The 24330-nt window shown below is 59.5% G+C and carries 21 protein-coding genes; 11 read left to right on the forward strand and 10 right to left on the reverse strand.

Annotated elements, in window-relative coordinates:
* Positions 1–87 precede the first annotated feature (87 nt).
* A complete protein-coding gene (locus B3N48_RS07795; RefSeq protein WP_296181731.1) occupies positions 88–1542 on the reverse strand; it encodes a mannose-1-phosphate guanylyltransferase/mannose-6-phosphate isomerase in 1455 nt (484 codons plus the stop codon).
* Entirely contained in the window at positions 1542–2978 is a 1437-nt protein-coding gene (locus B3N48_RS07800) for an undecaprenyl-phosphate glucose phosphotransferase (RefSeq protein WP_296181733.1), read from the reverse strand. The genes B3N48_RS07795 and B3N48_RS07800 overlap by 1 nt, the downstream gene beginning before the upstream one ends.
* 470 nt (positions 2979–3448) lie before the next feature.
* Here B3N48_RS07800 and yegS point away from each other — a divergent pair, with 470 nt between their 5' ends.
* Complete coding sequence (gene yegS, locus B3N48_RS07805; RefSeq protein WP_296181736.1) at positions 3449–4357, forward strand: lipid kinase YegS; 909 nt, start codon at positions 3449–3451, stop codon at positions 4355–4357.
* A 137-nt stretch (positions 4358–4494) separates the two neighbouring features.
* On the opposite strand, the gene B3N48_RS07810 is transcribed toward yegS, so the two are convergent.
* From B3N48_RS07810 to B3N48_RS07825, 4 genes are all read right to left on the reverse strand, one after another.
* Positions 4495–5154, reverse strand: coding sequence for a response regulator transcription factor (locus B3N48_RS07810; RefSeq protein WP_296181737.1), 660 nt, complete (start codon positions 5152–5154; stop codon positions 4495–4497).
* Entirely contained in the window at positions 5151–6035 is an 885-nt protein-coding gene (locus B3N48_RS07815; protein ID WP_296181977.1) for a sensor histidine kinase, read from the reverse strand. The genes B3N48_RS07810 and B3N48_RS07815 overlap by 4 nt, the downstream gene beginning before the upstream one ends.
* Before the next feature lie 455 nt (positions 6036–6490).
* Entirely contained in the window at positions 6491–7000 is a 510-nt protein-coding gene (locus B3N48_RS07820; protein WP_296181739.1) for a hypothetical protein, read from the reverse strand.
* Positions 6994–7227 carry a hypothetical protein gene (locus tag B3N48_RS07825; RefSeq protein WP_296181741.1) on the reverse strand — a complete coding sequence of 78 codons (234 nt, stop codon included), beginning with the start codon at positions 7225–7227 and terminating at the stop codon, positions 6994–6996. Before B3N48_RS07825 ends, B3N48_RS07820 begins: the two co-directional genes overlap by 7 nt.
* 300 nt (positions 7228–7527) lie before the next feature.
* Between B3N48_RS07825 and B3N48_RS07830 the strand changes: the two genes are divergently transcribed.
* The gene (locus tag B3N48_RS07830) at positions 7528–8454 is read left to right on the forward strand and encodes a chemotaxis protein CheV (protein ID WP_296181744.1); all 927 of its coding nucleotides are present in this window, start codon (positions 7528–7530) and stop codon (positions 8452–8454) included.
* A gap of 122 nt (positions 8455–8576) precedes the next feature.
* Entirely contained in the window at positions 8577–9386 is an 810-nt protein-coding gene (locus B3N48_RS07835) for an MOSC domain-containing protein (protein ID WP_296181746.1), read from the forward strand.
* Between the two features lie 186 nt (positions 9387–9572).
* On the opposite strand, the gene B3N48_RS07840 is transcribed toward B3N48_RS07835, so the two are convergent.
* On the reverse strand, positions 9573–11501 hold the full coding sequence (locus B3N48_RS07840) for a transglycosylase SLT domain-containing protein (protein WP_296181748.1): 1929 nt from the start codon (positions 11499–11501) through the stop codon (positions 9573–9575).
* Between the two features lie 474 nt (positions 11502–11975).
* Between B3N48_RS07840 and B3N48_RS07845 the strand changes: the two genes are divergently transcribed.
* A complete protein-coding gene (locus tag B3N48_RS07845) occupies positions 11976–13895 on the forward strand; it encodes an ATP-binding cassette domain-containing protein (protein ID WP_296181749.1) in 1920 nt (639 codons plus the stop codon).
* Between the two features lie 90 nt (positions 13896–13985).
* Here the strand turns inward: B3N48_RS07845 and B3N48_RS07850 are convergent, their stop codons facing one another.
* Positions 13986–14432: a universal stress protein gene (locus B3N48_RS07850; RefSeq protein WP_296181751.1), complete on the reverse strand. Its 447-nt coding sequence runs from the start codon at positions 14430–14432 to the stop codon at positions 13986–13988.
* Between the two features lie 107 nt (positions 14433–14539).
* Here B3N48_RS07850 and B3N48_RS07855 point away from each other — a divergent pair, with 107 nt between their 5' ends.
* From B3N48_RS07855 to B3N48_RS07885, 7 genes are all read left to right on the forward strand, one after another.
* Positions 14540–14977 (forward strand): hypothetical protein, encoded by a 438-nt coding sequence (locus B3N48_RS07855; RefSeq protein ID WP_296181753.1) that lies wholly within the window; start codon positions 14540–14542, stop codon positions 14975–14977.
* 570 nt (positions 14978–15547) lie between these two features.
* Positions 15548–17695, forward strand: a complete 2148-nt coding sequence (gene fadB, locus B3N48_RS07860) for a fatty acid oxidation complex subunit alpha FadB (protein ID WP_296181755.1) — start codon at positions 15548–15550, stop codon at positions 17693–17695.
* Between the two features lie 23 nt (positions 17696–17718).
* Entirely contained in the window at positions 17719–18894 is a 1176-nt protein-coding gene (gene fadA / locus B3N48_RS07865; protein WP_296181757.1) for an acetyl-CoA C-acyltransferase FadA, read from the forward strand.
* A gap of 103 nt (positions 18895–18997) precedes the next feature.
* Positions 18998–19234 (forward strand): DUF1653 domain-containing protein, encoded by a 237-nt coding sequence (locus B3N48_RS07870; protein WP_166597309.1) that lies wholly within the window; start codon positions 18998–19000, stop codon positions 19232–19234.
* 109 nt (positions 19235–19343) lie between these two features.
* Complete coding sequence (topA, locus tag B3N48_RS07875; protein WP_296181760.1) at positions 19344–21947, forward strand: type I DNA topoisomerase; 2604 nt, start codon at positions 19344–19346, stop codon at positions 21945–21947.
* A gap of 140 nt (positions 21948–22087) precedes the next feature.
* On the forward strand, positions 22088–22609 hold the full coding sequence (locus tag B3N48_RS07880) for a DUF6586 family protein (RefSeq protein ID WP_296181762.1): 522 nt from the start codon (positions 22088–22090) through the stop codon (positions 22607–22609).
* A 75-nt stretch (positions 22610–22684) separates the two neighbouring features.
* Complete coding sequence (locus tag B3N48_RS07885) at positions 22685–22921, forward strand: hypothetical protein (RefSeq protein WP_296181764.1); 237 nt, start codon at positions 22685–22687, stop codon at positions 22919–22921.
* Between the two features lie 120 nt (positions 22922–23041).
* On the opposite strand, the gene sulA is transcribed toward B3N48_RS07885, so the two are convergent.
* Both sulA and lexA read right to left on the reverse strand, forming a co-directional pair.
* Positions 23042–23545, reverse strand: coding sequence for an SOS-induced cell division inhibitor SulA (sulA, locus tag B3N48_RS07890; RefSeq protein WP_296181765.1), 504 nt, complete (start codon positions 23543–23545; stop codon positions 23042–23044).
* 11 nt (positions 23546–23556) lie between these two features.
* Positions 23557–24165 carry a transcriptional repressor LexA gene (lexA, locus tag B3N48_RS07895; protein ID WP_296181767.1) on the reverse strand — a complete coding sequence of 203 codons (609 nt, stop codon included), beginning with the start codon at positions 24163–24165 and terminating at the stop codon, positions 23557–23559.
* Positions 24166–24330 lie beyond the last annotated feature (165 nt).

Consider the following 24330-nt stretch of genomic DNA (forward strand, 5'->3'; position numbering starts at 1 on the left):
TCATGGGGTGCTGCGGTGTCGTGTCGGGTTTAGCCTCGCGGGGTAATGGCCGCGACAGGCGCGGCCAGGATCGGGTGTCCTGTCAGGTCAGACTTTCGGCGCGTCCGGCACGCGGCCATAGATGTCAGTGAAGCGCACGATGTCGTCTTCGCCGAGGTATTCGCCGCTCTGCACCTCGATCATCACCAGGTCAATGACCCCCGGATTGACCAGGCGATGGGTGTGACCCGGTTGGATGAACGTCGATTCGTTGGTGTCGAGCATGAATTCGCGGTCGTTGTTGGTGACCCGCGCCATGCCGCTGACCACGATCCAGTGCTCGCTGCGGTGGTGGTGCATCTGCAGCGACAGCGAACCCTGCGGCTTGACCACAATGCGTTTGATCTTGAAGCGCTTGCCTTCCTCCAGCACCGTGTACGTGCCCCAGGGGCGGGTCACGGTGTTGTGCAGCAGGTACGCCGGATGGCCCTGACGCTTGAGTTCCTGAGCAATCAGCTTGACTTCCTGGGTACGCTCGGCGTCGGCGATCAGCAGCGCATCCGGGGTGTCGATGATGATCAGGTTGTCCAGGCCCACGGCGCCGACCAGGCGCTTCTTCGAGTCGATGTAACAATTGGTCACGTCGTGCAGCACCACCTGCCCGTTGTACTGGTTGCCGTTGACGTCAGCGGGCACCAGTTCACGAATCGCCTGCCAGGAGCCGATGTCGCTCCAGCCCAGTTCACAGGGGACCACCGCGACTTTCTGCGAGCGCTCCATCAAGGCGTAGTCGATGGAAATGTCCGGCACCTGGGCGAAGGTGGCGGCGTCCAGTTCCATTTGCAGCTCGTTGCTGCCTTCCTTGCTTTTGCACTGCGTCAGGCAATGTCGCACCGCTGCCAGCACATCCGGGGCATGGGTTTCCAGTTCCCGCAGCAGCACATCGACGCGCAGGCAGAACATCCCGGCGTTCCACAAATGCAGGCCGCCCGTGAGGTATTCCTGAGCGGTCCCGGCGTCTGGTTTCTCGACGAAGCGGGCAACCTGGTAGCCCCTGTCGCTCAAGGCCTGGCCTTTTTCGATGTAGCCAAAGCCGGTCTCCGCACGGGTCGGGATCAGGCCAAAGGTCACTAGCCAGCCTTCGTCTGCCAGCCTTTGCGCGTCGTTGACCGCCGTGGTGAACGCGTTGATGTCGGTGATCAGTTGGTCCGCGGGCAGAATCAGCAACTGGGCGTCATCGCCGTGCAATTCCTGTACATGCAGCGCCGCCGCAGCGATGGCAGGGGCGGTATTGCGACCGAAGGGTTCCAACAGAAAATCCAGGTGCAGCTTGTGGTCGTTCAGCAGGCGGTAATCATCGACGGTGCGGAAGTAGACTTCGCGGTTGGTCACCGTCAGCACGCTTTGCACACCCGGCAGGTTGCTGGCGCGGTTGAAGGTTTTTTGCAGCAGGCTTTCGCCATCGGGTAACCGCATGAACGGTTTGGGCATCGCCTCACGGGAGACTGGCCACAAACGGGTGCCGGCACCGCCGGCGATAATGCAAGGAATCAGGGTGCCCATCAGTAAGCCTCACGAGAGAAAAGCACTGCCGGAACAGTGCGCAGAAGGATGTATAAATCGAACCAGACGGACCAGTTTTCGATGTATTCGAGATCGAATTCGACGCGCTTTTCGATCTTCTCAACAGTGTCTGTCTCACCACGAAAACCGTTGATCTGCGCCAGTCCGGTAATGCCCGGCTTGACTCGATGACGCGAGGTGTACTCCTTGACAGCTTGCTCGAACAAAATGCCCGCGGCCTTGGTGGCCGTGGCATGTGGGCGCGGCCCCACCATTGACATACTGCCCGCGAACACGTTGAACAGTTGCGGCAACTCATCCAGGCTGGTCTTGCGGATGAAACGTCCGACCCGGGTCACCCTGGCGTCGCCCTTGACGGTCTGTTGCTCGGCGGTCGCGTCGGCCTGATGGGTGTACATCGAGCGGAACTTGCACACGGTGATCAGCCGATTGTTGTAGCCATAGCGCTTTTGCCAGAACAGCACCGGTCCCCGGGAATCCAGCTTGATCGCGAGGGCGATGGCGGCCATGACCGGCGACAGCAGCAGAATCGCCACACTCGACAGCACCATGTCTTCGATGCGCTTGAACAGCGGCGACCAGCCCCGCAGCGGCACGTCGGAGGCGTTGAACATCGGCAGGCTGGCGACTTCGGTGATGCGGTTGTGGGCGTGGCGGAAGGCAACCATGTCAGGCACCAGCAACACGTTCACCGGCAGCCGGCGCAGTTCGCGAATGATGTAGTCCATGCGATTTTCGGCGGACCAGGGCAGGGCGACCAACACCTGGGTGACCTTCTCCTCACGGATCAGGGTCTCCAGATCGCGGGTGTTGCCCAGCAGCGGCAGGTTGGCCATGGTTTTGGGAAGGCGACCGATGCGGTCATCGATGAACCCCAATACACCCGAACGGATGTCCTGGTTCTGCAGCATATACTCGGCCAGACGTTGACCGTTCTCGGTGGCGCCGAGAATCACCGCGCTTTGCAAGAAGAACCCCCGGGCCATCAAACGCTTGTAGATGACCAACAGCAGCAGACGCTCGGCGCAGAACATCGCCAGGCTGGCGATGAACCAGACCATCAGCTGCTCTTGTGTGATGTAGACGAACAGGTCCAGCGCCTTGTGCATGAACAACAGCACGCAGAACGCCGAGGACCAGACGAAAAAGATCATCTTGAAGCGTGAACGATTGCTGAAGATCACCTCGGAATACACCCCGAGGGCCTGGAACATCAGCACACAGACGACCCCGAAAAACACCTGCACCATCAGGTAGCTTTCCGGTGGGGTGGGGGTGTCGGCCTTCCAGAGGGCAAATATCAGGATGCCGGGTAGAACCGATGTGACCCCGTGTACCAACCTGACGGCGAACAGGAAATACTCGATCAGGCTCGTGCGTGTTAGCAGAAGGCTGTCGACCGGTTGCAGTCGCATATGACGTCCTCACATCTTCGATCCGTGAATCCATGACTGGCTTACCTGCCCGGCGTCACTCCGAAAGTCAAGATAATGACTTTTTTACCGAGTATTTCAAAATAAGCCAATATTTTGTCGATTAAGCGCTCTCTTGACCCGTATTTCAATCCCGCCGCTGAGAAAAAATCCCATTGATTCCCAAAATGGCGTAGGACTACTCCCAAATACAGATCGGCAAATCCCTCAAACGAGTGCCTGAGCAGAGTAAAGCCTATGAAACATGCTGTGTCATGGCGGAACTCCTTGCAGATCTCTCAAAATCCTGCGTTTTGCGCACATCGTTGAAGATGCAGTTGGCCATCGGATCCAAGAATCGCGGGGCTTTGGCGCGTTTTCAGGTGAAGCAAAATTTTTTTTTCCGGAGGGCTTTTTCCGAGGGGGCTGAGGTCAACATCTCACGCAATGAATGCACGCACAGAGGGAAGGTTATGACCGAGCGCAGGGCAGTATTGATTCTTCATGGCAAACAAGCGCTCAACGACGATGTTCGCCAGGCGGTGCAGCGCAAGCGCCAGCATGGCTGGGAACTGGACGTGCGCCTGACCTGGGAGGGCGGCGATGCCCAGCGTCTGGTGACGGAAGCACTGGACGCCGGGCACCGGGAAATCATCGCGGGCGGCGGGGACGGCACGCTGCGAGACGTTGCCGAGGCGTTGGCGCTGGCCCACAGCGACGCCCGCCTGACCATTCTGCCGCTGGGCACCGCCAACGATTTCGCCCGCTCGGCAGGTGTGCCGTTGGAAATCGAACGGGCGCTCGACCTCCTGGACGTACCCGCCCGTCTGGTGGACATGGGATCGGTGGATGGCCAACTGTTCCTCAACATGGCCACCGGCGGCTTCGGCAGTCAGGTGACGGCCAATACCTCGGAAGACCTGAAGAAAGTGCTGGGCGGCGCGGCGTACCTGTTTACCGGGTTATCGCGCTTCAGCGAGTTGAAGGCTGCTCATGGTGAGCTGATCGGACCGGATTTCCACTGGCGTGGCGATTTGCTCGCGCTCGGCATCGGCAACGGTCGCCAGGCCGGTGGCGGTCATCCGCTGTGCCCCAACGCCCTGGCCGACGATGGGCTGCTGGATGTCAGCATCCTCCCGGCGCCCCAGGAAGTGGTCGGCACTCTCAAGAGCTTGCTGGAAGGCGGACTTGGCATCGACAACCTGTTCGTCCGCGCGCGGCTGCCGTGGGTTGAGTTGAAATCGGCCGAAGGCCTGGACATTAACCTTGATGGCGAACCGTTACGCGGCGAAAACCTGCGATTCGAGGCCCGGCCTAGCGCGCTGCACATTCACCTGCCCGCGCATTCACCATTGCTGAGCGGGGCAAAACGAATCGAGTAAGGCCCCCCAGCGACTGAGAACCCAGTGGGCGTGGTGTGCTTTGCCAATGCGGCAGATCAGCTACCCAGAATGTGGCTGAAACCCCATCATCGGTAAGGACGCTCACTGCCCCACATGATAGGCGCCGCCGGGGGCGCCTAATCGTCCAGGCTGATGATCCGCTCCCTCACACAGAACAGCACCAGGCCTGCCACGTCGTAGATTTGCAGCCGCTTCATGATCTGCGCGCGGTGGGTTTCGACGGTTTTCACGCTGAGGTTCAAGCCGTTGGCGATTTCCCGGGTCGACTTCCCGCGCACGATGAGGCGCAGGATTTCCAGCTGCCGGGCGGTGAGGTTGTGATTTTCCACCGGCTCTACCTTGCTCGAATGCGCGCTGTTCAAGGCTCGGTTGATGACGGTATGGGCAATCGCCGGGCTCAAGTAACGCTCGTCATTGCGCAGCGCGTGCAGTGCCTGCTCGATTTCTGTCGCCGTGGCGTCCTTGAGCAGGTAGCCATGTGCCCCGCCTTCGAGGGCACGCATGATCATCTGTGGATCGGTATGCATCGACAGAATCAGCACTTTGCTCTGAGGCCGGGCGCGGTGCAGCCGTTCGAGGGCATCCAGGCCGTTGCTGTCTTTCATGGAAATATCCAGCAGGATGATGTCGGGCATGAGCTCAAGGGTCATTTCCAGCAGTTGCTCGCCACTGGCGGCTTCGCCCACGACCTGATAACCGGGAATGTCGGACACCAGCGCGCGGACCCCGGCGCGGATCAGAGCATGGTCATCGACCAGAAGAAGAGTGCAGATCATGAATGCTTACTTATCTCAGCGCGTTCACGGGCCCGGGGTGCCCAGGGAAACAGGGCTTGAATGTCGGTGCCTTGGCCGGGCTCGCTTTTCACGTTAAGGTGACCGCCGAGCAAGGTCGCTCGCTCGACCATGCCGGCCATACCTCGTTGACCCTCTTCACCCGGGTTGGGTGAGGGCGAAAATCCTTGGCCGTCGTCGGAAATGGTCAGACAGAGGCCCTCAGGATTGCGTTTGATCCTGACCAGCAGGTTTCGGGCCTGGGCGTGACGCAGCATATTGGTGACCGCTTCCTGGGTGATGCGAAACGCCGCCACCGCCATTTCTTCGGGAATACCCGCCAGACGTTGATGGCATTCGAGGCTCCAGAGAATTGGCGTGTCGGCCAGTGTGCGCAGCAAATGCGCGCGCAAGCTGGCCTCCAGGCCCAGACTCGCCAGCTGCCGGGGATTGAGGATCGCCGACACGTCACGCACTTTCGCCAGGGTCTCATCCAGGGTGTTGTTGAGCATCGCGCAGTGTGGGTGCAGTGCTTCAGGTGCCCGACGTTGCAACCAGTCGCTCTGCAACTTCGCGGCCGTCAACATCTGACCGATATCGTCATGCAGTTCGCGACTCAAGCGATGACGTTCGGTTTCCTGGACCTGCAGCATATGGTCGGCTAATTCCTGGGGCTGGAATTGAATCGTCTCGTTCGGGCGGCTGATCGCATACCCAAAACTCAGACAAGCCACGACGTTGAGCAACGCCCACGGCAGTTGGCCGTCGATCAGCCATATAAGGGTATTCAAGGCGGTCGTCACCAGACCGACCATGGCCACCCATCCATATACCTTGTTCGGGCCCATCGGCCATAACTTGAAAGTCTTGTCGCTGCCATGCATAGCGGGTGAAGCCATCAGGTAATGAGTGCGGACACCTGATCAAACATTATCAGGTCACGTGTAAGAGGGCCGGGGCGAGGACGCGCCAGTCCACTTTCTATGTGCATACGGAAACCAGTGTTCGACTTTCAATCTGAATAATGCGACTGAAGCGTTCATTCGCGGGCGCCGATCTTACATTAATTGCCAGCTTTATTAAGCATATACTCCAAATAAGACGACGCCGGTAATTGTCTGATTAGTCAGGATTTATTACTGGGGCAACAGTGCTGAATAACCCGGTCGAATCGATAGGCTGACGGTGTGTGCCTGGCGGTGACTTCATATCCGCCTATCACCCAGTGCTGATGCAACGGCTTGCTCGCGGCGGGCTTTTCACCATGGGGGCACATTCGTCGCGGGCAAGCGTCTCGCCTCGCGCAGAGATGAGGCTACCTGCGCCAGGGGCAGTCGGATTACAGCGCGTTGGAATGATCGACCCGATCCACGCTGCCGGCCTCTGCGGAACCGACCGTCAGCGGCGCGGGCCATTCCATCGGCGCTGAGGGGCCGCGTTCGAATTGGCCAATGCCGCAGCAGCAGCCGAATTGCTCCAGCAACTCCTGTTGTTCAGCTTCATCCAGCAACAGCAGGCCGGTGAGCGGGTCGACCAGCTCAACCTGCCAGGACAACAAGGCCAGGCATTGGCGCAAGGACAGCAATGATTTGGGCGGCAAGCGTCCGGCAGCCCCGGCGAAATACAACAGATAGCGTAACCGGCGGGCGAAGCCGGCGACGCCTGAAACCCCCGCCGCGTCAGCTTTGCCTGCGATCTGTTGCAGAGTGACGAGCAGGCATTCGACGGCATCCTTATCGTCGCTGATCAGTTCCAGATGACTGAGGCATTCGTCTGCGCGGTTCAGAAGGACTGGGGTGTCGCAGAGGAAATCGCCGTGCAGGTGCTGCCATTCATTGCCGTTCAGCATGTGAAATCTCCACTCTTCATGGATAGCGATCCAGATTCGCGCGAAGCGAGTGGCGCAAAGTTAATGTTGAAGGCAATGAGAAGTCTGTAGGGCGTTTCTGAATGTTTTGATTTATGTGCAGCCGATGAGACGTGATCGTGCGCCAGCATCCCGGCAGCGCTCAGAACAGAGACGTCCATGAGCGCCGAATTGACGAAGGGATTTAACAACGCTTCGAGCGCAACCACCTGACCGACTCCATTCAATGAGAATGGCGTCACAATAATGGCAATTAGATACCGCGAACATCAGGTTTGCCCTGATAGCGGATAAGGAATACCCCTAGGGGGTGGGATGCGGTTGCACTTACTTTTGGCATAACGCCATTATCGACAGGCAGTCGAACGCGGAGAATACCCAAGAGTAAAGCATGATGTTAATGTGATATCAATTAACTCGGCAGCCGTTTTCATGAAGATTAAGGTCTGGCCTGATACTGCCGATAAAAGGTAGGCGGACTTATTTGAACCCTGCTCCAGGAGCAACTGATGGCTGGCATTCTCGACACGGTAGACCAACGTACACAGCTGGTGGGTGAGAACCGCCTGGAAATTCTCATGTTCCGCCTGGCCGGCCGACAATTGTTCGCGATTAACGTGTTCAAGGTGCAGGAAGTGCTGCAGCTGCCCAAGCTGACCCTGATGCCTCAGCGTCACCCCTTCGTTTGCGGCGTGGTCAACCTTCGCGGGCAGACGCTGCCGGTGATTGATCTGTCTCAAGCGATCGGCATGCGTCCGCTGGTGCCGGGGCCTTCGAGCACCATTATCGTCACGGAATACAACCGCTCCGTTCAGGCGTTCCTGGTCGGCGGCGTGGACCGCATCGTCAACATGAATTGGGAAGCGATCTTGCCGCCGCCAGGCAGCGCGGGGCGTCAGCATTACCTGACCGCGATCAGTAAGGTCGACGACCAATTGGTTGAAATCATCGATGTCGAGAAGGTCCTCGCGGAAATCGTGCCTTACAACGCCAAGGTCTCCCGCGACAAGCTCGAAGACCCGGTGCTTGCCCGGGCGCGCGGCCGGGAAGTCTTGCTGGTGGACGACTCCAACGTTGCGCTGTCGCAACTGCGCGACACCCTTGGCCAACTTGGCGTGAAAATGCATGTCGCCAGTGACGGGCTCAAGGCCCTGAACCTGCTGAAAAGCTGGGCGGACAGCGGTGAGGTCATGACCGACAAGCTGCTGATGGTGTTCACCGACGCAGAAATGCCGGAAATGGACGGCTATCGGCTGACCACTGAAATCCGCAACGACCCGCGCCTGCGCGGTTTGTACGTGGTGCTGCACACGTCGCTATCGGGCAGTTTCAATGAATCGATGGTGAAGAAGGTCGGCTGTGACAACTTCCTGTCCAAATTCCAGCCGGACAAACTGGTGGACGTCGTGCGCGAGCGCCTGATGCTCGACAACTGACAGCCCGCAGCCGTTTCTTCAGCCCCTCGCTGTATGGAGGGGCTTTTTTGTATCTGTAGGGTTCGCGCGGGCGATGGCTCGTATACAGTGAGGCCTTTCCGCCCAGTCATAAGGACGCGTCCATGCTGCACCTCAGCGCGCTGTATCGGTATCCCCTCAAATCCTGCCAGGCCGAGCCGCTGCAACAGGCCGGTTTCGATGAATTGGGGTTGATCGGCGACCGACGCTGGATGCTCGTGGACGAGGCCAATGGCCGTTTCTTCACGCAGCGCGCGTTGCCTCATATGTCGCAGCTTTCAGTGCTGTGGAACGCCGAGGGCGGTGTGACCCTTTCGGCCCCTGGCGTTGCGCCGCTGAAGGTGCCATTGCCCGAAAACGTCGAAGCCAACCTGCGCGGGGTGACGGTCTGGCGCGACACCTTGCGAGTGCCTGACGCCGGTGATGAAGCGGCACGCTGGGTGAGTGATTTCATCGGCAAGCCGACGCGCATGGTCCACGTTCCCAAAGAGCGCGCCCGCTGGCTGCCCTCGGGTTACGGCACCGTCAACGACCGGGTCGCTTTCGCCGACGGTTTCCCGCTGTTGCTGATCGGCCAAGGGTCACTGGACGATCTCTCGAATCGAATCGGCCGTGAGCAAGAGATGCTCCGGTTTCGCCCCAATCTGGTGGTGGAGGGCGCCGAGGCCTTCGCCGAAGACGGCTGGAAGCGCATCCGCATCGGCGACATGACGTTCCAACTGCTCACCGCCTGTTCCCGTTGCATCCTCACTACCATTGACCCGGCTACCGGCGAACGCAACGAAGACCGCGAACCTTTGAGCACGCTCAAAACCTATCGGGAGAAGGAAGGGCTGGTGTTGTTCGGGCAGAACATGGTCAGCGAAGGGCCGGGTGTCGTTGAGGTGGGGATGGAGGTTGAAATTCTCGAGTGAAGGGGACGCGGTCCCAGGGTCTGGGCCTACGCCGTAGTGAACTGCTCCAGGGGTTGGATGGAGGTCCAACTTCCTGGGGCAGTTGATTAAGGTGGAAGCCGGCTTACTGGCGAAAGCGCGGCTTACACCGTTTTTCGCAGCGGATCATTGACCCTTGTTTTCTGATCCGCGGCGCCTGCCCGCAACTTACAAATCATCGAAAAACCGCTCATGCCAGTCCACCAATGGCTGGGGTGCATTGAGTTTCTGGCCGTAGATCACCGCGTACGACAGCACGTTCTGCACGTATTGACGGGTTTCGTCGAAGGGAATGCTCTCGACCCATACGTCGAATGCCAGGTGGTTCGCGCCTCTGAGCCACTGCCGCACTCGCCCCGGGCCTGCGTTGTACGCCGCCGACGCCAGCACCCGGTTGCCATTGAACTGGCCATGGATCTGACTGAGATAGGCTGCACCCAGCTGAATGTTGGTGTCAGGGTCCAGCACCTGGGCGGGAGATGCCAGCGGTATGCTGAACTTGCGCGCCGTCTCTTTCGCAGTGGCCGGCATAAGCTGCATCAGGCCGCTGGCGCCCACGCCTGATCGGGCGTCGTCCATGAACGCGCTTTCCTGACGGGTGATGGCGAACACCCAACTGGCGTGCAGGCCACGCACTTGCGCCTCACGCACCAGCGTGTCGCGGTGCGCCATGGGAAAACGAATGTCCAGGTCGTCCCAGTATTGCGCCTGGCTGATGGTGCGAATTGCCGGGAAATACCAGCCCATGTCATAAGCCAGCTTCGCCTGAGCGACCATTTCGTCACGGCTGAAATGACGAGTGACGTGGTACCACTCGCGACGCCCGTTGACGACTTCACCCCGGCCATAGAACTCCATCGCACGACGCACGCCCGGCGTGTTGCGCACTTTATTGAGCGTCGCCTGAGTCAGCGGCAGCGGTCTGTTGTTGAGCATGTACGGCGTCTGCGTGCGGTCCGCAGCAAGGAAACCGTAGAAATCCCGCTCCTTCGACACAACCTTGTACAGCGCCGGCAACATCGGGCTGTTGGGCTGCGACAGCTCCAGCGAGCGGGCCTGCCAGTAACGCCAGCGATTGGTGCTCGCCAAATCCTGAGGCAGGCGGCGGGTCAGTTCATAGGCGTCGTTCCAGCGACCGAGACGCAGCAGCAGGCGCAGGCGCCATTCGGTGACGGTGTCGTCGCGCAGGTCCGGGTCGTACTTGGTCATCAGCGGAAGGGCGCGATCGTCGTAACTGCGTGCGAGGGTCAGGCCGATTTCCTTGGCGATCTGCACCTGTTCTTCGTGGGAGAAATGCAACACGGGCGCGTAACTGTCCAGCAGTTCCATCGCCCGCTGCGGATCCTGCTTGGCCAGGCGACGCAAGCCAAGGCCAACCACATCGGACATGGCTTCATCGGCCGGCATGAACTGGCTCTGGTTGTTGACCATTTCGGGCTTCTGCGCCACGGCGATCAGCAACCGGCCCTGGGGGGCGAGGGTGGTCATGCTGTTGACCAACTGATTCGCCAGCGCGTAGTTGCGCACCTGGGCCGCCAGTTTGGCCCGTTGCCAACGCTTCTGTTCGGTCAACTGACCTTCAACGGCCCATTGCGTGAAGAAAGCGTCGCAGGCGGTGGGCAGGGTCTTGCCGGTCATCCACAGCTTTTCGGCGTTGGCGTAGCCTTCGGAGCGCAGGTTGTGGCTGAGCTGGTAGGAGCCGTAAAGGCAATCCAGTTCGGTGAAATTGAGTTTCGGGTCGTAATACTTGACGAACGGTTGCCAGTCGCCCCTCGAAGCGAGCAGGCGCAGCCAGCGCAGTTTCATGAAGTTGGCTTGGGGCAGGTCGCCATGCTCGGCCAGAAACCGCTCGACCTCGTCGTTGCTCGCGCTGTTCAGGCGGGCGGTGAGTTCGTCGTAGGCAAGGTAGGGCTCGAGCGGGTAATCTGCGAGCGCCGAACCATACATCCGGTACGGCGCGGCGTCGCCTTTGGCCAGCGCGCGTTTGGCTTGATCGTAGTATTGGCGTTGAGTGGTGATATCGACCGCTTGGACGGACTGGGCGGCGGTGGCCGACAGAAGCAGGCAGGACAAAAGGCTGAACAAACGACTGCGCATGAGACTTCCGTGCAGATGAACCGTGAAAAGTGCCGCTAGCTTAGCCTGTTGCCCGCGTCGGTTGAAGCACGAAGGTGATGGGGGTGGGGGATGGAAACAAATGGTTGCAGTTAAGGTCGGGATTCGGTGATGTTGAAGTGAGATCGGATGAGGTTGGCTTGGGATTCTCACCCTGTTGCCCTGCCGGGCGCTATTCGCCAGCAAGCCCGCTCCCACCTTTCTTGCAACGTGCCACGGTCTGCAAGACCGCGTTGGTAGCCTTGGTGCCCGGCAAGACTTTTGCGCTGCTTTTGAAAGGGCTGACATCTCGGTCCATCAGAATGCGGCACGTTGCAGCAGAGGTGGGAGCCGGCGTGCTGGCGAATAGGCCCGGCAGGGCAACAGGGTGAGAATCCAAAGCCAACATCCAAACGATTTACAGCCAACCCACCGGCTATCTCAGGTAGAATGCGCCCCCGGTTTTTGGAGAAGCTCATGACCCTGCTCAAATTCAGCGATGTGTCCCTTGCGTTCGGCGCCATGCCGTTGTTGGACAAGGTGTCCTGGCAGATCGCCCGTGGAGAGCGGGTCTGCATCATCGGTCGCAACGGCACTGGCAAATCCAGCATGCTCAAGCTGGTCAAAGGCGCGCAGCTGCCCGACGACGGCAGCGTCTGGCGGGCCCCGGGCCTGAAGATCGGCGAACTCCCTCAGGAACTCCCCGTGGCCGATGGCCGCACCGTATTCGACGTCGTGGCAGAAGGCCTCGACGGCGTGGGCGCCTTGCTCGCCGAATACCATCACCTCAGCCAGAACATCGTCACCGCTGAAGACCTCGACAAACTGATGCACGTGCAGTCGGACCTTGAAGCTCGAGATGGCTGGCGCCTGCAACAACTGGTCGACAGCACCCTCAGCCGCTTGCAACTGCCCGCTGACAAGACCCTCGCCGAGCTGTCCGGCGGCTGGCGTCGTCGCGTGCTGCTGGCGCAGGCACTGGTGTCCGAGCCCGATCTGCTGCTGCTCGATGAACCGACCAACCATCTGGACATCGGTGCGATTGCCTGGCTCGAAGAAGCGCTGAAGGAATTCCAGGGCGCTGTGCTGTTCATCACGCACGACCGTTCTTTCTTGCAGAACCTCGCCACCCGCATCCTCGAGCTGGACCGCGGCGGCTTGATCGACTGGAACGGCGACTACGCCAGTTTCCTCGTGCACAAGGAGGCCGTGCTGGCTGCCGAAGAGACCGCCAACGCGCTCTTCGACAAACGCCTGGCTCAGGAAGAAGTGTGGATTCGTCAAGGCATCAAGGCCCGTCGTACCCGTAATGAAGGCCGTGTGCGTGCGCTGAAAGCCTTGCGCGTCGAACGCAGCGAGCGTCGTGAGCGCACCGGCAAGGCCAACATTCAGCTGGACACCGCCGAAAAATCCGGCAAACAGGTCATGGTGCTGGACAACGTCAGCTTCGCTCACCCGGGCGGCCCGATGCTGATCAAGGATTTCTCCATGGTTCTGCAGCGCGAAGACCGCATTGGCCTGCTGGGCGCCAACGGTACCGGCAAAACCACGCTGCTCAAGCTGATGCTCGACAATCTCCAGCCCACCAGTGGTTCGGTGGACGTGGGGACGAACCTGGAAGTCGCCTACTTCGACCAGCTGCGTCACCAGCTCGACCTGGAGAAGACCGTGGTCGACAACGTCGCCGAAGGTCGTGACTTCATCGACATCGACGGGCAGAGCCGTCACGTCCTCAGCTACCTGGGCGATTTCCTGTTCAGCCCGCAGCGTGCGCGCACGCCGGTCAAGGCCTTGTCCGGTGGCGAGCGCGCGCGTTTGCTGTTGGCCAAGCTGTTCAGCAAGCCCGCCAACCTGCTGGTGCTCGACGAACCGACCAACGACCTGGACGTCGAGACCCTGGAATTGCTGGAAGAGGTGCTGCTGACCTTCAAGGGCACGGTACTGATGGTCAGCCACGACCGGGCATTCCTCGACAACGTGGTCACCAGCACGCTGGTCTTCGAAGGCGAGGGCAAAGTGCGCGAGTTCGTCGGCGGCTATCAAGACTGGCTGCGTCAGGGCGGTTCGCCGCGTCTGTTGGGCGTGACCGAAAGCAAATCCGGCAAGGCCGATCTGAATTCCGCCATCGTCGAGCCGGTTGCCGTCCCGGCCCCTGTGCAAGAAGCAGCGCCACCGGTAAAGAAAAAGCTCAGCTACAAACTGCAACGCGAGCTCGAAGCGTTGCCGGGCGAGATCGACGCCAAAGAGCAGCAGATCGCTGCCGTCGAAGCCGAGATTGCCGATTCGGGCTTCTACCAGCGTCCTGCCGCCGAAACGACCAAAGTGCTGGCGTCCCTTGAGCAACTGAACAAGGAGCTGGATGGGTTGGTCGAGCGCTGGGCAGAGCTGGACGAGTAAGCGCCGAGCTGGAGGAGTGATCCTTTGGCCATCGGCAGCCACAAAAAAGCCCGACCCCTCGAGGGCCGGGCTTTTGTTTGCGTCGCCGGATTATTCGGCGCGTTTGGCCAGGCGGACTGCCAGCACGTCGCACGGCGCACCGTGTAGCACGTCATTGGCGGTGGACCCCAGCAACAGCGACAGACCGTGACGGCCATGGCTGCCGACCACGATCAGGTCTACGTGATGTTCCTTGGCCAACTGGTGAATTTCCTGGCGCGGCTGGCCATAGGTCAAATGGGCATCGCCCGTCTTCACATCCGGGTATTTCAGTTTCAGTGCCTCGAGTTTTTCCTTGGCCTGATCGAATTGTTGTTGTTGAAGTTGAGACAGGTCCATCGGCACGTCGCCACCGAAGGCCATGGCCATGGGCTCGACGATGTGCACCAGAGAAAGCTTGGCGCCTTGATTGGCAAGCGTCAGTCCAATGGCTTTCTTGATAACGGGGTCGCACTCTTCAGTGAGGTCCACGGCTACCAGAATATGTAAATAGGACATGGGATGTTCCTTCTGAGGTCTGCGATGGTGTTGATTATGGTTCTTTTCACGCGCCTCAAGGCACGCCTGTTTTTTTATTCGCCGCTACCGACGACGGGGGCATAGATATGACGGTGTGGATAGTGCTGTCAATCATTGCTGTCGTTTTGAGCCCGCTGGTATGGCTTCGACCGTCCCGTTCCCAGAGCGGCCGCATGGCGATGCGCATGGAAGCGCGGCGCATGGGGATGGCGATGCAATTGATTCCCCAGGAATGGCCCCATTGGCTCCTGGTGGAACCTCCAAGTCCCTGCGCGCAATACCACCGTCCCCGCGTGTCGCGTCAGCCGGACACCTGGACCTATTGGCAGACGGCGCCCGGCGAATGGGTCAATCAATGGCGAGAGCCTTGCGAAGACCCGCGTTTGCTGCCGCACTTTCGGACGCTGCCGGCTGACGTCTACAAAGTCGAGGCGGGCACGCAACTGATTGCACTGTACTGGGGGGAGCGGGGAGAGGCCGAAGTGTTGCAGCGTATTGCGGCCGTACTCAAAGCCTTGGCGTAAGAGCGCAGAGGCCGAATCGCAGGCATTAAAAAGCCCGATAACAACATCGGGCTGGGGGTTGGCCAGGCAGGCCGTAATTCGTGATGCGTTGCGGTGCAATACCGCAAGAGACGGTCAAACTCGTTTCACTCAAAATCCGAAAATGACCCGTCTTGATGCGCAGTGCGGTGAATGTAGACTTTCTTGGTGCATTTGTCTGCCATGGATCCCATTATTTTTCGGATTCACACGACCGATCGTCGTTTCCTGCGCCGTATGGCATGCCCGCGCCCAAGCCAATCATTGGAATGAATACGCCTTTATCAGGTGTTTCTTTTACCTGCGTTTTGCCCGATTTGTCCGCTGCCTGCTGAATTGACAATTGATGGAATATGGCAGAAGGTAGGCGCACCCAAATCAAACGGGCGTATGAATTGAGCGTTTGCCGCAAGAACGCTTTGACAGACGCCCGAATCGCGTCGACGGGGTGCCTGGCGTTTGGTGTATGCATCGACGGAAACGTCTATGCCTGCCGCTGGATTTCAGCGTCTGACGCGCATTGTTCAGCTTCCATATCGTGGAGATCAGTTGATGATTTACGAAGGTAAAGCCATCACGGTTAAGGCTCTTGAGAGTGGTATCGTCGAATTGAAATTCGACCTCAAGGGTGAGTCCGTCAACAAGTTCAACCGCCTCACCCTCAACGATCTGCGCCAGGCCGTGGACGCCATCAAGGCTGACGGGTCGGTCAAGGGTGTTATCGTCACCAGCGGCAAGGACGTGTTCATCGTCGGCGCCGACATCACCGAATTCGTCGATAACTTCAAGCTGCCGGACGCCGAACTGGTCGCCGGTAACCTTGAAGCGAACAAAATCTTCAGTGACTTCGAAGACCTCAACGTGCCGACCCTGGCTGCCATCAACGGTATCGCGCTGGGTGGCGGTCTGGAAATGTGCCTGGCGGCGGATTTCCGCGTCATGTCCACCACCGCCAAGATCGGCTTGCCGGAAGTCAAACTCGGCATCTACCCGGGCTTCGGTGGCACCGTTCGTCTGCCGCGTTTGATTGGCGTCGACAACGCGGTCGAGTGGATCGCGTCGGGCAAGGACAATCGTGCCGAAGACGCGCTGAAAGTGGGCGCTGTGGACGCCGTTGTAGAGCCTGGCAAACTGCAGGAAGCCGCGCTGGACCTGATCAAGCGCGCCATTTCCGGCGAGTTTGACTTCAAGGCCAAACGTCAGCCGAAGCTGGACAAGCTCAAGCTCAATGCCATCGAGCAAATGATGGCCTTCGAAACCGCCAAGGGTTTCGTCGCCGGTCAGGCCGGCCCGAACTACCCGGCCCCGGTCGAGGCGATCAAGACCATCCAGAAAGCCGCTAACTTTGGTCGCGACAAAGCGCTGGAAGTTGAAGCCGCCGGTTTCGTGAAAATGGCCAAGACCTCGGCTGCCGAGAGTCTGATCGGCCTGTTCCTGAACGATCAGGAATTGAAAAAGAAAGCCAAGATCTACGACGAAGTCGCCAAGGACGTGAAGCAGGCTGCCGTGCTCGGCGCCGGCATCATGGGCGGCGGCATCGCTTATCAATCGGCGCTCAAAGGCACGCCGATCCTGATGAAAGACATTCGTGAAGAGGCCATCCAACTGGGCCTGAACGAAGCGTCGAAGCTGCTGGGCAAGCGTGTCGAGAAAAACCGTTTGACCCCGGCGAAGATGGCCGAGGCGCTGAATGCGATTCGTCCGACACTGTCCTATGGCGATTTCGGTCACGTCGATCTGGTGGTCGAAGCCGTGGTCGAGAACCCGAAAGTCAAACAGGCCGTACTGTCGGAAGTCGAAGGCCAGGTGGGTGAAAACACCATTCTGGCGTCCAATACCTCGACCATTTCCATCAGCCTGTTGGCCAAAGCGCTCAAGCGTCCCGAGAATTTCGTCGGCATGCACTTCTTCAACCCGGTGCACATGATGCCGCTGGTTGAGGTCATCCGCGGCGAGAAATCCAGTGAGGTCGCAGTCGCCACCACCGTGGCCTACGCCAAGAAAATGGGCAAGAACCCGATCGTGGTCAACGACTGCCCGGGCTTCCTGGTCAACCGCATTCTGTTCCCGTATTTCGGCGGCTTCGCCAAGCTGGTCAGTGCCGGTGTGGATTTCGTGCGCATCGACAAGGTCATGGAAAAGTTCGGCTGGCCGATGGGCCCGGCGTACCTGATGGACGTGGTCGGCATCGACACCGGCCACCACGGCCGCGATGTCATGGCCGAGGGCTTCCCCGACCGCATGAAGGACGATCGCCGCTCGGCGGTGGATGCGCTGTACGACGCCAACCGACTGGGCCAGAAGAACGGCAAGGGCTTCTACGTCTACGAGACCGACAAGAAGGGCAAACCGAAAAAAGTCGTCGACGCTTCCGTGCTGGAAGTGCTCAAGCCAGTGATCTACGAGCAGCGTGAAGTCAGCGACGAGGACATCATCAACTGGATGATGATCCCGCTGTGCCTCGAAACTGTGCGTTGCCTGGAAGATGGCATCGTTGACACCGCCGCCGAAGCCGACATGGGCTTGATCTACGGCATCGGTTTCCCTCCGTTCCGCGGCGGCGCGCTGCGTTACATCGACTCGATCGGTGTCGCTGAATTCGTTGCCCTGGCTGACCGATATGCTGATCTGGGCGCTTTGTACCACCCCACTGCGAAGCTGCGTGAAATGGCCAAGAACGGCCAGCGCTTCTTCGGCTAAGTGCCCAACGAACAGGTGAGAATATGAGCTTGAATCCGAGAGACGTCGTGATTGTCGACTTCGGTCGCACACCGATGGGCCGCTCCAAGGGTGGCATGCACCGCAATACCCGCGCCGAGGATATGTCGGCGCACCTGATCACCAAACTGCTGGAACGCAACAGCAAGGTCGACCCGGCGGAAGTCGAGGACGTGATCTGGGGCTGCGTCAACCAGACCCTGGAGCAGGGCTGGAACATTGCGCGCATGGCGTCGCTGATGACGCCGATCCCGCACACCTCGGCGGCGCAGACCGTCAGCCGCCTGTGCGGTTCGTCCATGAGCGCGCTGCACACCGCCGCTCAGGCGATCATGAGCAACAACGGTGATGTGTTTGTCATCGGCGGTGTCGAACACATGGGCCACGTCGGCATGATGCACGGCGTCGACCCGAACCCACATCTGTCGCTGTACGCCGCCAAAGCGTCGGGCATGATGGGCCTGACCGCTGAAATGCTCGGCAAGATGCACGGCATCACCCGTGAGGCACAGGACGCGTTTGGCGTGCGCTCGCACCGTCTGGCGCATCAGGCCACTGTGGACGGCGCCTTCAAGGACGAGATCATCCCGATGCAAGGGTATGACGAGAACGGCTTCCTGAAGATGTACGACTTTGACGAAACCATTCGTCCCGAGACATCCCTGGAAAGCCTTGCCGCGCTCAAGCCTGCGTTCAACCCGAAAGGCGGTACGGTCACGGCGGGTACGTCGTCGCAAATTACCGACGGCGCCTCCTGCATGATCGTGATGTCGGGCCAGCGTGCGATGGACCTCGGCATTCAGCCGATGGCGGTTATCCGTTCGATGGCTGTCGCGGGCGTGGACCCGGCAATCATGGGCTACGGTCCGGTCCCGGCCACTCAGAAAGCGCTCAAGCGCGCCGGTCTGAGCATTGCTGACATTGACTACTTCGAACTCAACGAAGCCTTTGCAGCGCAAGCCTTGCCAGTCCTGAAAGACCTGAAAGTACTCGACAAGATGGACGAGAAGGTTAACCTGCACGGCGGCGCCATCGCCTTGGGTCACCCGTTTGGTTGCTCAGGGGCGCGTATTTCCGGCACCTTGCTCAATGTGATGAAGCAGAAGGGCGGCACTTTGGGTGTGGCCACGATGTGTATTGGCCTCGGTCAAGGCATCACGACGGTGTTCGAACGCGTTTAATCGGCATGAGTGTTCAAGCCGGGGCCACGTGCCCCGGCTTTTGTGTTTTTCAGGAAATGTTTTTTTTGACGTTTTTTTCGCGTCCGTTCGAGAGGTCCACAGCATGCCGTTGAAGCCAGGTCTCTACCGTCACTACAAGGGTCCCGAGTACCGTGTATTCGGCGTCGCGAAGCATTCTGAGACTGAAGAGGAAGTCGTGTTCTATCAAGCGCTGTATGGTGAATACGGCCTCTGGGTCCGTCCTTTGACGATGTTTCTTGAGTCAGTCGAGGTTGACGGCGAGCACGTGCCACGCTTTGCTTTGGTCACGGCCGAACCCGACCTTTTTTCGAGGTCGTGAGGCGAGACCTTGCAGTAGCCTCTGCTTGACCTCATCTTGTAGCCACTATATATAGCGGGGCCTCGACGGCTCCGACGTCTTTTTTCTCGCATTAGGAATTTTCCGATCCATGGGCAAATCGCTGGTCATTGTGGAATCCCCGGCTAAGGCCAAGACCATCAACAAGTACCTGGGCAGCCAGTACGTGGTGAAGTCGAGTATCGGCCATATCCGAGACCTGCCCACCAGCGGTTCGGCTAGCGCTGCGAAAGAACCTGCCGCCAAAAAGGGCAAGACAGCTTCCGAAGCCCCTGCACTGACGCCCAAGGAAAAAGCCAAGCGCCAGCTCGTGGCCCGCATGGGCGTTGATCCGGAGCATGGCTGGAAGGCCAAGTATGAAATCCTTCCCGGCAAGGAAAAGGTGATCGACGAGCTGCGCCGTCTTGCCAAGGATGCCGACACCATCTACCTCGCGACGGACTTGGACCGCGAAGGGGAAGCCATTGCCTGGCACCTGCGCGAAGCCATCGGTGGTGACGATGAGCGCTACAAGCGCGTGGTGTTCAACGAGATCACCAAGAAAGCCATTCAGGAAGCGTTCTCCAGGCCGGGCGAGCTGGACATCGACCGCGTCAATGCGCAACAGGCTCGCCGCTTTCTAGACCGTGTCGTGGGTTACATGGTCTCGCCGCTGCTATGGCAGAAGATTGCTCGTGGCCTGTCGGCGGGGCGTGTGCAATCGGTGGCCGTGAAGCTGGTGGTGGAGCGCGAGCGCGAAATCCGTGCGTTCATTCCGGAAGAGTATTGGGAAGTCCACGCCGACCTCGGCACCGCAAAAGGCGCCAACGTGCGTTTTGAAGTGGCCCGCGAAAACGGTGAGGCATTCAAGCCGCTGAACGAAGCCCAAGCCATGGCCGCGCTGGAGAAGCTCAAGGCCTCTTCCTACAAGATTGCCAAGCGCGAGGACAAACCGACCAGCAGCAAGCCGTCGGCACCGTTCATCACGTCCACGTTGCAGCAGGCCGCAAGTAACCGCTTGGGCTTCGGCGTGAAGAAAACCATGATGATGGCCCAGCGTCTGTACGAAGCGGGTTACATCACCTACATGCGTACCGACTCGACCAACCTGTCGGCCGACGCCGTGGCCATGGCCCGCACCTACATCGAAACCGAGTTCGGTAATAAGTACCTGCCCGATTCGCCGAACGTTTACAGCAGCAAGGAAGGTGCACAAGAGGCTCACGAAGCGATTCGCCCCTCCGACGTCAACACCCACCCCAGCAAGCTGTCGGGCATGGAGCGGGATGCCGAGCGTCTGTACGAGCTCATCTGGCGTCAGTTCGTGGCCTGCCAGATGCCGCCCGCGCAATACCTGTCCACCACCGTCAGTGTGGCCGCAGGTGACTTCGAGCTGCGTGCCAAAGGTCGTATCCTCAAGTTCGACGGTTACACCCGTGTTCTGCCGCAGATGAGCAAACCGGGCGACGACGACGTACTGCCCGACATGGCTCAGGGCGACGTGATGAAGCTGATCAAGCTCGACCCGAGCCAGCACTTCACCAAGCCGCCTGCGCGCTACTCGGAAGCGAGCCTGGTCAAGGAAATGGAAAAACGCGGTATCGGTCGCCCTTCGACCTATGCGGCGATCATCTCGACGATTCAGGACCGGGGCTACGTGGCACTGCACAACCGCCGCTTCTACTCTGAAAAGATGGGCGACATCGTCACCGAACGGCTGTCCGAGAGCTTTTCCAACCTGATGGACTACGGCTTCACCGCCGGCATGGAAGAGAACCTCGATGATGTGGCCCAGGGTGAGCGCGACTGGAAAAACGTGCTTGACGAGTTCTACGGCGACTTCAAGAAAAAGCTCGAAGTGGCCGAGGCCACCGGTAGCGGGATGCGGGCCAACGAACCGGTGATGACCGACATCCCGTGCAAGGTCTGCGGGCGCCCGATGCAGATCCGCACCGCATCCACCGGTGTGTTTCTCGGTTGCTCGGGCTACAGCCTGCCACCGAAAGAGCGCTGCAAGGCCACCGTCAACCTGACGCCAGGCGACGAAATCGCCGAGGACGATGAAGGTGAGTCGGAATCCCGCGTCCTGCGCGGCAAACACCGGTGCCCGATCTGCAGCACGGCGATGGACGCCTATCTGCTCGACGAGAAGCACAAGCTTCACATCTGCGGCAACAACCCGGATTGCGCGGGCTACGAGATCGAAGAGGGCAGCTATCGCATCAAGGGCTATGAAGGCCCTAGCGTTGAGTGCGACAAGTGTGGCGGCGAAATGCAGCTCAAGACCGGCCGGTTCGGCAAATTCTTCGGCTGCACCAACTGCAAGAACACTCGCAAGCTGTTGAAAAACGGCGAAGCGGCACCTCCGAAGATGGACCCGGTGAAGATGCCAGAACTCAAGTGCGAGAAGGTAGACGACACCTACATCCTGCGTGACGGTGCTTCTGGCCTGTTCCTGGCCGCCAGCCAGTTCCCGAAAAACCGCGAGACCCGTGCGCCGCTGGTGCTTGAAATCGTGCCGCACAAGTCGGAGATCGATCCGAAGTATCACTTTCTGTGCGAAGCCCCACAGAAAGATCCCGATGGTCGTCCGGCGGTGATTCGTTACAGCCGCAAATCGAAGGAACAATATGTACAGACTGAAGTGGACGGCAAGCCGACCGGCTGGCGCGCCTTCTTCGACGGTGGCGCTTGGAAGGTCGAAGACAAGCGTTGATCACTCGGCGATGAGTCACTGACGGCTGGCAAGCGCTGCTGCTTTACGTTAAAAGAATCCCTCGATGGCCTGCCTGCGCATCGAGGGATTTTCTGCCTTGTGGGATTCGTTCAACTTTCATCGATGTGGAGGCCGCTGCCATGGCTCACGAACTCTATACCCGCACCAATCAGAAGCTGTTCTTTGCAGGCCTGGCGCTGGAAGCCATGGCCAAGGCCAAAGAAAGCCACGCCATGAATGCTCAAGGGCTCGAGCAGGCGGAGCGCGAATCGGCGATTTTTCATCTGTACGGTGCGCTACTGGGTCTGTGCCATGAAATCGCGGGTTTCTATCGCCTGCCTAACGCCGGTACCCCGCGCGCCGAGGAGTTGCTGACGCCTAAGGTGCTGGAAGCCATCGCGATTCCCGAAATGGGCGAGCTGGTCGAGTTGGCTCAACAGCGAGAGACGTGGCTGGCACAACTGCTGGCGTCCTATGGCGCACTGTTTCAACCACCCCGCCCGCCGAAGAAGCCCAAGGGGGATGTCACCCAGCCGCTGATCATTTCAGTGGGGGTGGAGGAAGTGGTAGAGCCGGAGTTGACCCGCGAGGAGATGGAAAGCTGGCGGCAGCAGCTGAAAAGTCTGGCCATTCGTTTTCGCGAAGGGCTCAGCGAGTGCTGAAGCATTGTGATCGGTGGGCTAGGGCCTGAGTGATCAGGCTGCTACAATGCCCGCCTTTCGTGGAGAACTGTCCTGATGCCAACCTCTTTTCTGGAAATTGTAGAACTGCCTGATGGCCGTATCGAGCTGCGCCGCGCTGAAGATGAAGGGTCGCTGGTGACCTTGAATTTCTCCGACGATGCCAAGGCATTTCTGCATGGCCAACACGTTGAAGTCGCCAAAGCGATGCTTAGCGTGGGCGTGCAAATGGCCGGTCGCCTGGCTGAAGGCGAGTTGACCAAGGAAGAAGAAGGGCCTCGCGTCTTGCACTGATCCCGTTCTGGATCAGCTCCGCATCACCTGTCTGCTGGCTTCCCCCTTTATCAGGGGCAGTACCTGCCTGTCCGCACGGGATTGCGCCGTTCGACTTGACCTGGCCAGACATTGCCAACATTAGCCCAAGCGGATATTCAGACTTTGCGCATTCCCGACACGCGCTGCGCTGATGAGCTGCTGGCGCGCGGTACCGGGCATCGGGTTGATCCAGCTGACAACTGTATGGCTACGTCCCAGGCGCAAGGCTTCGCGCGTGAGTTCCAGCGCACTTTGCGTGCCTCTGGGGTGCATCAGGATAATGCGTTCCCGGTTCAGGCCCGCGTCCCGTAGCCAGGCTTGGGTCACGCTGGATGGCGGTGCGATCAGGGTCAGCCAGCGATCGTTTCTATCCTGGCTGAGATCACGCAGAATCGGAGCGAGCAGGTTCAGGCAGTTTCCGGCAGCGCCGCGCAATGACAATTCACTGAAGACTTCGGGTTCGCTGCTCCACGGGGCGTCGACGACATCGTCGAGCACCGGTATCTGAAGCAACGGAGCATCGAGGCTCGGCATGGCAGGGGCCATGAAGACTTCGAACAGCGGCAGTTGTGCATGTTGTTGCGGTGTCTGTGGAAACTGCATAAACGTGCTCCTTAGCGGCGAATCACGCCGACGCTCAGCCCTTCAATGACCAGGTCCTGATCTTTCAGGTTGACTTCGATGGGGGCGAATTCAGGGTTCTCGGCGATCAGCCAGACTTTGCTCCCTTCACGCTTGAAACGCTTGACCGTGACTTCGTCGCCGATCCGCGCCACGACGATCTGGCCGTTGCGGGCTTCGCGGGTGGTGTGAACGGCCAGCAGGTCGCCGTCGAGAATGCCGACGTCCTTCATGCTCATGCCGTGGACGCGAAGAAGATAGTCAGCACTGGGGTGAAAGAACGCGGGGTTGATGGCCAGGGATTCTTCGATGTGCTGTTGGGCGAGAATGGGCGCACCAGCCGCGACACGACCGATGATTGGCAAGCCGCTTTCGTCGGCCTTGGCCTCGAAGCCCGGAATGCGAATGCCGCGGGAGGCGCCCGGGGTCATTTCAATTGCGCCCTTGCGGGCCAGTGCCTTGAGGTGTTCTTCAGCGGCGTTGGGGGATTTGAACCCCAGCTCCTGAGCGATTTCCGCACGGGTGGGCGGGTAGCCATTGTCTTCCAGACAGCGTTTGATGAAGTCCAGAATTTCGGCTTGGCGTGACGTCAGTTTGATCATGTGCATCGCTCTGTCTTTTTATACAGTGACTGGGATTATATACAGTGATCGCGTCTTGGCAATCATCCTTTTCAAGCGCGCCTACCGGCCGTCGCCACAAGGCTCGGTCCAGAGAGGATCAACGATGGCTTCAGGCCGCTATTTGTATGGTTAAATGCCGTGACT

It is taken from the genome of Pseudomonas sp. UBA1879 (assembly GCF_002338065.1).
Taxonomy (GTDB): domain Bacteria; phylum Pseudomonadota; class Gammaproteobacteria; order Pseudomonadales; family Pseudomonadaceae; genus Aquipseudomonas.

What these genes read in the sequence shown, in the direction of transcription:
- B3N48_RS07835 (WP_296181746.1), top strand. Translation starts at nt 8,577, where the DNA reads ATGCTGCACCTCAGCGCGCTGTATCGGTATCCCCTCAAATCCTGCCAG.
- B3N48_RS07845 (WP_296181749.1), top strand. Translation starts at nt 11,976, where the DNA reads ATGACCCTGCTCAAATTCAGCGATGTGTCCCTTGCGTTCGGCGCCATG.
- lexA (WP_296181767.1), bottom strand. Translation starts at nt 24,165, where the DNA reads ATGATCAAACTGACGTCACGCCAAGCCGAAATTCTGGACTTCATCAAA.
- yegS (WP_296181736.1), top strand. Translation starts at nt 3,449, where the DNA reads ATGACCGAGCGCAGGGCAGTATTGATTCTTCATGGCAAACAAGCGCTC.
- sulA (WP_296181765.1), bottom strand. Translation starts at nt 23,545, where the DNA reads ATGCAGTTTCCACAGACACCGCAACAACATGCACAACTGCCGCTGTTC.
- B3N48_RS07850 (WP_296181751.1), bottom strand. Translation starts at nt 14,432, where the DNA reads ATGTCCTATTTACATATTCTGGTAGCCGTGGACCTCACTGAAGAGTGC.
- B3N48_RS07830 (WP_296181744.1), top strand. Translation starts at nt 7,528, where the DNA reads ATGGCTGGCATTCTCGACACGGTAGACCAACGTACACAGCTGGTGGGT.
- B3N48_RS07800 (WP_296181733.1), bottom strand. Translation starts at nt 2,978, where the DNA reads ATGCGACTGCAACCGGTCGACAGCCTTCTGCTAACACGCACGAGCCTG.
- B3N48_RS07885 (WP_296181764.1), top strand. Translation starts at nt 22,685, where the DNA reads ATGCCAACCTCTTTTCTGGAAATTGTAGAACTGCCTGATGGCCGTATC.
- B3N48_RS07840 (WP_296181748.1), bottom strand. Translation starts at nt 11,501, where the DNA reads ATGCGCAGTCGTTTGTTCAGCCTTTTGTCCTGCCTGCTTCTGTCGGCC.
- fadB (WP_296181755.1), top strand. Translation starts at nt 15,548, where the DNA reads ATGATTTACGAAGGTAAAGCCATCACGGTTAAGGCTCTTGAGAGTGGT.
- B3N48_RS07880 (WP_296181762.1), top strand. Translation starts at nt 22,088, where the DNA reads ATGGCTCACGAACTCTATACCCGCACCAATCAGAAGCTGTTCTTTGCA.
- topA (WP_296181760.1), top strand. Translation starts at nt 19,344, where the DNA reads ATGGGCAAATCGCTGGTCATTGTGGAATCCCCGGCTAAGGCCAAGACC.
- B3N48_RS07795 (WP_296181731.1), bottom strand. Translation starts at nt 1,542, where the DNA reads ATGGGCACCCTGATTCCTTGCATTATCGCCGGCGGTGCCGGCACCCGT.
- B3N48_RS07820 (WP_296181739.1), bottom strand. Translation starts at nt 7,000, where the DNA reads ATGCTGAACGGCAATGAATGGCAGCACCTGCACGGCGATTTCCTCTGC.
- fadA (WP_296181757.1), top strand. Translation starts at nt 17,719, where the DNA reads ATGAGCTTGAATCCGAGAGACGTCGTGATTGTCGACTTCGGTCGCACA.
- B3N48_RS07870 (WP_166597309.1), top strand. Translation starts at nt 18,998, where the DNA reads ATGCCGTTGAAGCCAGGTCTCTACCGTCACTACAAGGGTCCCGAGTAC.
- B3N48_RS07855 (WP_296181753.1), top strand. Translation starts at nt 14,540, where the DNA reads ATGACGGTGTGGATAGTGCTGTCAATCATTGCTGTCGTTTTGAGCCCG.
- B3N48_RS07810 (WP_296181737.1), bottom strand. Translation starts at nt 5,154, where the DNA reads ATGATCTGCACTCTTCTTCTGGTCGATGACCATGCTCTGATCCGCGCC.
- B3N48_RS07815 (WP_296181977.1), bottom strand. Translation starts at nt 6,035, where the DNA reads ATGCATGGCAGCGACAAGACTTTCAAGTTATGGCCGATGGGCCCGAAC.